The sequence below is a fragment of the Bacillus sp. LR--39 genome (genome assembly GCF_053613335.1).
This window is the reverse complement of record NZ_JBSIOT010001398.1, coordinates 1-555: the sequence shown is the minus strand read 5'-3', so window position 1 is coordinate 555 and position 555 is coordinate 1. Positions and strand designations below refer to the sequence as shown.

General features: G+C 48.3%; 1 pseudogene. It reads left to right on the top strand.

From position 1 onward, the window contains the following. Positions 1-555 (top strand): annotated as a pseudogene (locus ACWHAR_RS30730) (phosphoglucosamine mutase); the annotation flags it as partial.

Sequence of the window (555 nt, the reverse complement as noted above, 5' to 3'; positions counted from 1 at the left end):
CTGGCCTTTAAAGTCGGACGTTTCGGCGGTTATGTGCTGACAAAAGACAAACAACGTCCAAAAGTGCTGATAGGCCGCGATACACGCATCTCCGGCCATATGCTGGAGGGAGCCCTTGTCGCCGGACTTTTATCCATTGGCGCAGAAGTCATGCGCCTGGGTGTCATTTCTACACCAGGTGTATCTTATTTGACAAAAGCGATGGACGCAGAGGCGGGCGTCATGATTTCCGCTTCTCATAACCCAGTGCAGGATAACGGCATCAAATTCTTTGGGGGAGATGGATTTAAGCTTTCTGATGAACAAGAGGCTGAAATTGAGCGCCTGATGGACGAACCTGAAGATAAGCTGCCAAGACCTGTCGGAGCAGACCTTGGACTTGTAAACGATTATTTTGAAGGCGGACAAAAATATCTGCAATTCTTAAAACAGACAGCTGATGAAGATTTCACAGGCATTCATGTGGCATTGGACTGTGCCCATGGCGCAACATCATCCTTGGCGACACACCTGTTTGCTGATTTAGATGCAGATGTTTCTACAATGGGGACTTCC